Here is a 5,980-nt window from a genome sequence, read left to right as displayed (position 1 = left end):
GCCCGCTGGCCGGTCCGGTGGTCGCGGCGGCGGTGGTGCTCAATCCCGCCAACATCCCCGACGGGCTGGACGATTCCAAGCGGCTCACCCATCTGCAACGCGAAGCGCTATTTGCCAGGATCCTGGGTTCGGCGCTCGGCGTGGCGATGGCCTCGATCAGCGCCGAGGGCATAGACGGCAGCAACATCCTGAAGGCCAGCCTCGAAGCCATGCGCCGCGCGGTCGCCGGCCTTTCGCTGCAGCCCAAGCTGGCGCTGGCGGACGGCCGCGACGTGCCGCCCGGTCTCGCTTGCGAGGGGCGCGCGCTGATCAAGGGCGACCAGCGTTCGCAGTCGATTGCCGCCGCCTCGATTGTCGCCAAGGTGATGCGCGACCGCATGATGTGCGGCTGCGCCGGCCATCACGACCGCTATGGCTTCGAGGTGCATATGGGCTACGCGACGGCGCGCCACCGCACGGCGATTGAAGCGCATGGACCGGTGGCAAGGTTGCACCGGGCGTCATTCGCGCCGTTTCGCTTGGGTGGCGTCGAGGTGGTGGAAGAAGAGAGCTTTGTAGGACTGGAGTGAGGCGGCGGCGAAGGTGCGCGTAATCTCCCCCCTTGAGGGGGAGATGGCCGGCAGGCAGAGGGGGTCGCTTCGCGTGAAGCTCCAACGCCATCTGTCGTCCGCAAGAAAGTCGCGCCCAGTCGAACCGACCCCCTCTGTCGCCTTTGGCGACATCTCCCCCTCAAGGGGGGAGAATATCTCGCTCAAACAAAAAAGCCGCCGGGTTACCCAGGCGGCTTTTTGATTTCTAACGGCGAAGCGCTCAGTTCAGCTTGGCCTTCACGTCCTGAAGCGCCGACTTGAAGAAGTCCGCGCCGGCCTTGGCGTCGACCTTGCCGGCAAGCAGTGCGCGGGCGGCCTCGACGGCGATGTCGACGGCGCTGGCGCGAACCTCGCTGATCGCCTCGCGCTCGGCCTGGCCGATCTTCTGCTCGGCGAGCGCCGTCCGGCGCGCGACATAGTCCTCGGTCTTCTTGTGCGCCTCGGTGGCGAGCAACTCGGCCTCGCGCTTGGCGGCGGCGACAATGTCGGCGGCCTCCTGCTCGGCTTCCTTGCGCTTCTTCTGGTACTGGCCGAGCAACTGCTGTGCCTCCTCGCGCAGCCGGCGGGCTTCTTCAAGCTCGTTGCTGATCTTGGCGGCGCGGGCGTCGAGCCCCTTGGCGATCAGGCCGGGCACCTTGATGTAGATGGCGATGCCGAGGAAGATGACCAGGGCAACCGTGGCCCAAAGCGTTGCGAGAGATGTGGCGTCCATGATGCGCTCCTCACCGGGCCACGGATTTGACCGCGGCCGCGATCTCGGCCTTGCTGGCCTTGCCGCCGACAAGCGCCTCGACGATGGCCGAAGCGGTGTCCTCGGCGATGGTGCCGACTTCCTTCATGGCGTTAGCCTTGATGGAAGCGATGCTGGCCTCGGCATCGCCGAGTTTCTTGTCGAGCTCCGCTTCGACCTGTTTGCGCGCGGCCTCGGCCTCTGCCTTGGCCCCGTCGCTGGCCTGCTGTCCGATCGCATTGGCTCTCGTCTTGGCTTCGGCCAGTTCCTGCTCGTAAGCAGCAACGGCGGCGTCGGCCTCGCCCTTGAGCCGGGCGGCATGGTCGAGATCCTGCGTGATGCGGTCGTTGCGGACGTCGATGATGCCGCCAACGCGCGGCATCACCACCCGCTTCAGGAACAGGTAGAACAGCCCGAAGGTGATCGCCAGCCACAGCAACTGCGACGGGAACGTCGCCGGATCGAATGGCGGGAACGTGCCGTGTGCCTCGGCCGGCACCTCGGTGCCGGCATGCGTTTCGGCTCCCGCACCGGTGGCGCCTTCGGCGGCCGGCGCTGACTCTTCTGCGAAGGCAGATGTCACGAACATGGACTATCCCCTGATATCAGGCCCGCCGCTGGTCGCGGCCGGCCTGTCCAATCTTCCCGAAGCTCAGCCGAACAGGGCCAGAAGCGCGATGAGAAGGGAGAAGATGCCCAGAGCTTCGGTCACGGCGAAGCCGAAGATCAGGCGGCCGAACTGGCCATCGGCGGCCGACGGGTTGCGCAGCGCGCCCGCCAGGTAGCTGCCGAAGATGTTGCCGAGGCCGATGCCCGCGCCACCCATGCCCAGGCAAGCGATGCCGGCGCCGATGTACTTTGCTGCTTCTGCGTCCATTTCAAACTCCTTTGGATCCGTAATTCCGTTGCAATTCCATCCGGCGGCAAATGCCGGAAACTTTATTTAGTGCGAAGGATGCAGCGCATCATTCAGGTACATGCAGGTCAGCACAGCGAACACATATGCCTGCAAAAGCGCCACGAGCAACTCCAGGGCGGTCAGCGCCACAGCCATGGCCAGCGGCAAGATCGATCCCGCAACCCCGAGCGCACCGAGCGCACTCAGGCTGACGACGAACCCGGAAAACACCTTCAGGGTGATGTGGCCGGCGAGCATGTTAGCGAACAGACGAACCGACAGGCTGACCGGACGCGAGACAAAGGAAATCACCTCGATCGGAACGACAAGCAACATCATCACGACGGGCACGCCCTTCGGCACGAAAAGCTTGAGGAAGCCCAGGCCGTGCTTCATGAAGCCGTAGACAATGACGGTTCCGATGACCAGCGCGGCTAGGCCGAAGGTGACGATGATGTGGCTGGTGACGGTGAAGAAATACGGGAACAGGCCGAGCAGATTGGCGACCAGCACGAACATGAACAGCGAAAAGACGAAGGGGAAGAACTTCAACCCCTGCTTCCCAGCCGCATCCCGCAGCATGTTGGAGACGAATTCGTACGCCATTTCCGAGACCGACTGCAGGCGGCCGGGAACCAGGCTGCGGCTGGCGGTGGTGAGATAAAGGAAGGCCGATGCGACAGCGACGGTCGCAACCATGAACAAGGCGGAGTTGGTGAAGGACAGGTCGTAGCCACCGATATTGATCGGAATCAGCTTGACGATATGGAACTGGTGGATCGGATCGACCTTGTCAGCAGCCATTTACATCCCCGTCAAAGCCGCACGCGGCCTTAGTGTCTTACCCAGCGCCATGACGGCGCCACTTCATTCCTCCGGATCGCGCGGCTTGCCGCCCTGTCCGAATTGCGCCACCAGCCCCGCCGAGCGCAGGACATTGAGCACGCCGGCGCCAAACCCCAGCAACAGGCCGACGATCAGACCCCATGGCGAGATTCCCGCCAGCCGGTCGATGATCCAGCCAATGCCGACACCGACCACTATCCCGGCGATGAACTCGCTGGACAGCTTGAGTGCCTGACCGTATCCGGTCACTGCTTTCGCGTCGTCTTTCCCCTCGAGCCGGTCCGGCCTTCTTGATGCAAGCGATGCTTCAAGATCACGCCGGCGGCGCTCAAGATCGTCGTCGCGGATGTCGGCTTCGCGCTGCTTGCCGCGGCCGGTTTCTCCGGTTCCGTCTGGCCCGTTCTTGTCGGCCATCGCAACCCCCCTGCCCGGTCAGACCGCTACCGTCCGTCCGCTTCTAAAGTCGCCGGCAACATAGTTAGAGGGTCCGCGCCCGTCAAGCCACGGGCCGAACTTCAAACCCATGTATTTTTTATATTGAAATCAATATCTTAAGGAGGTGCGACATCGTGCCCGTCGCGGTTGGAGGCAAGCGCCCGGCGAATCCTTGCAACCAAGGCTCCCCAATTGCAAGCGCGCTGAGCCATTCGGACCACTCAGACGGTCTCGGCGAAACTGCCTCAACTCCAGCCGCCGCCATAGGTGCGGTAGAAGATATGCAGGCCGATCTTGGTCATCTTCTGCATGGTGCGCGCCCAGCCCGGATGCACGTAATTGGCATAGTAATGGGTCGAAGAGCCGACCTCCGGAATGAAGATCTTGCCGGCGGTCACCGCCATGGCGACGTCCTGAGCGGTCTTGTAGGCGACGGGATCGTTGACGCGCTTCTTGCGGCCGTCGCAGGCGAAGGAGAACTGGCAGCGGTTCAGCCAGTTGTCGTTCTGGTAGACGACGCCGCAGATCGACTTCGGATAGGCCGGGTTGCGGACGCGGTTGAGGATCACCTGGGCGACGGCGGCCTGGCCGCGCACGGATTCGCTGCGCGCCTCGAAATAGATGCCGTTGGCAAGGCAAGCCTGCTCCGGCTTGGAGAAGACGCTGGCCGGCAGCGGGTTCTGGATCCACCAGTGGTCGCCCTTGGCCATCGGCGGGATGAAGCGGCCGCTGTTCGGCTCCTCGTCCTGCAGCAGCGCCTCGAACGGCGAGGCCTTGGCATAGTCGGGCTCGGCCTGAGCATAGGCGGTGGCGAGCACGTCCGGCTTGTCGTTGTTGACGAGCGCCGCCAACATGGCCGGCACGGCTGGATCCGGCTTCTTGTCCTCGCGGATGTGGAAGGCCTGGGCGATCTGGATCTCCTTGCCCTTGATGCCTGGCTTGGCGAAGGCGAGTTTCAGGCCGCTGTCCATGCTCGGGCGCAGCAGGAAGGACGTGCGTTGGAAGATCGAGCCGGCGTTGAAGGCCTTCGGCGGCGCCACCGGCGAGATCTGGACGATGCGGCCCTTCTTGTCGGCGCGCACGATGCGGTCTTCGTCCGGCGTCGTGCCCGCCACATTGCCCTTGCCGCGAAAGGCGACCGCGCCGACGCCCGGCAGCTGCACGCCGGAGCCGGAGATGGAGCCGGTTGAGACGGAATCGACGAAGGGCATCTCGGCGGCGTGGACCGAGCCGGCGACGGATTTCTCGACATAGGCGTTCCAGCGGGCGTTCGGCGTCTCCAGACCAGAAACCAGGCTGGTCATGTCCTGATAGGCGACGACGGAAGGAAAGCCGACCCAGATACCGAGGCCAATAACGAACAGGGACAGGAAGGAACGCTTCTTCTCACCGGCGGCGGCGACCAGCCGCTTCAAGACACGTCGATGCACGGAACTCTCCAGAAACGCAACTGACCCTCTGGAGAGCCAAAATGATGCATTAACCTTGATGGGGCGTTAACGCCATCGATCGTGTTTTTTTTTGTTGGCCCGAAACAGGAGGTTTTTCGCCGCCGCTGCGCAGGCCGAAAATCAGGCTGGCCGCAGGAAGATCGGCCGGGCGATCAGCGCGCAGGCGGCGGCCGCCAGCCACACGCCGGGCCACGCCCAGAGATGCAGGAGCCCAGGAATGGCGATCGGCACCAGGCAGAAGCCGACGAAGACGAAGCTGTTGGCAAGGCTGAGCGCGGTTCCGACATGGCCGGGACCGGCGAGCGTGGCAAGCTCGGTGTAGGCGACGCCGTGCCAAGCGGAGACGGCGATGCCCGCAGCAACCAGTACGACGGCAAGCGCCATCATCATAGCCGGCTGGCCTGCGGCCGCGACGACCAGCAGCCAGAGGACCGCGAAGGCAAGCGTGCTTAGCGCGCAGCACAGCCTGAGGAATGGGCGGCGGTTGCCATGACGGTCGGTGAAGCGGCCGCTCCAGACGCGCATGACCATGGCGCCAGTCTGCACGGCGGCGAGGCTCAGGCTGGTCGCCATTGTCCCGACGCCGGCGAAATCGTGCAGGAACACCGACGCGAAGGTGAGCACCGCCACCTGCGGGAAGCAGAGCAGGCCGATGGCGATCGAGATGCGCCAGACCTCGACGTTGCGCAGCGGCGCCGGCCCGGCTGTCGCGGCGTCGGCATGACCGCCCGCTGCCGTTGGCGGCTCGTGCAACCAGCGCCAGGCAAAGAAGGCAGAGAGGGCGGAAACGGCTGCAAGCAGGCCGAAGACGGCGGTAAAGCCGAAGCCCAAGGCCAGCGAAGGCAGGACGAGCGCGCCGAGGCCGCCGCCCAGCGGCACCGCCGTCTGCCGGATGCTCATGGCAAAGCCGCGCTCGCCCTCCCGGAACCATCCCATGATGGCCCGGCCGCTGGAACCGTTGACGCTGCCGCCGAGCAGGCCGGCGACGAGCAGGCTTGCCGAGAGCAGCGAGACGCCCGGAATGGCACCC

8 protein-coding genes are annotated in these 5,980 nt (G+C 64.8%); 1 reads left to right on the top strand and 7 read right to left on the bottom strand.

Annotation, left to right across the window (positions count from 1 at the left end; genetic code table 11):
- A partial coding sequence (locus EN745_RS27885) for a ribonuclease HII (RefSeq protein WP_127422744.1) occupies positions 1-569 on the top strand: 569 nt, incomplete at its 5' end.
- Positions 570-810: 241 nt separating this feature from the next.
- Here the strand turns inward: EN745_RS27885 and EN745_RS27880 are convergent.
- From EN745_RS27880 to EN745_RS27850, 7 genes are all read right to left on the bottom strand, one after another.
- Positions 811-1,302 carry a F0F1 ATP synthase subunit B gene (locus EN745_RS27880; protein WP_126055979.1) on the bottom strand — a complete coding sequence of 164 codons (492 nt, stop codon included), beginning with the start codon at positions 1,300-1,302 and terminating at the stop codon, positions 811-813.
- Between the two features lie 10 nt (positions 1,303-1,312).
- Complete coding sequence (locus tag EN745_RS27875) at positions 1,313-1,909, bottom strand: F0F1 ATP synthase subunit B (RefSeq protein WP_127422743.1); 597 nt, start codon at positions 1,907-1,909, stop codon at positions 1,313-1,315.
- Positions 1,910-1,972: 63 nt separating this feature from the next.
- Entirely contained in the window at positions 1,973-2,197 is a 225-nt protein-coding gene (locus EN745_RS27870) for a F0F1 ATP synthase subunit C (protein ID WP_006206606.1), read from the bottom strand.
- A gap of 66 nt (positions 2,198-2,263) precedes the next feature.
- Entirely contained in the window at positions 2,264-3,022 is a 759-nt protein-coding gene (locus EN745_RS27865; protein ID WP_127422742.1) for a F0F1 ATP synthase subunit A, read from the bottom strand.
- A 63-nt stretch (positions 3,023-3,085) separates the two neighbouring features.
- The gene (locus EN745_RS27860) at positions 3,086-3,478 is read right to left on the bottom strand and encodes an AtpZ/AtpI family protein (protein ID WP_126055982.1); all 393 of its coding nucleotides are present in this window, start codon (positions 3,476-3,478) and stop codon (positions 3,086-3,088) included.
- Positions 3,479-3,744: 266 nt separating this feature from the next.
- Positions 3,745-4,929: a cell wall hydrolase gene (locus EN745_RS27855; protein WP_127422741.1), complete on the bottom strand. Its 1,185-nt coding sequence runs from the start codon at positions 4,927-4,929 to the stop codon at positions 3,745-3,747.
- Positions 4,930-5,070: 141 nt separating this feature from the next.
- Positions 5,071-5,980: MFS transporter (locus tag EN745_RS27850; RefSeq protein WP_145992163.1), on the bottom strand; the 910-nt coding region annotated here is incomplete at its 5' end.

The sequence above is a fragment of the Mesorhizobium sp. M4A.F.Ca.ET.022.05.2.1 genome, from assembly GCF_003998845.1.
Lineage (GTDB): Bacteria > Pseudomonadota > Alphaproteobacteria > Rhizobiales > Rhizobiaceae > Mesorhizobium.
This window is presented reverse-complemented; position numbering and strand designations above follow the sequence as displayed.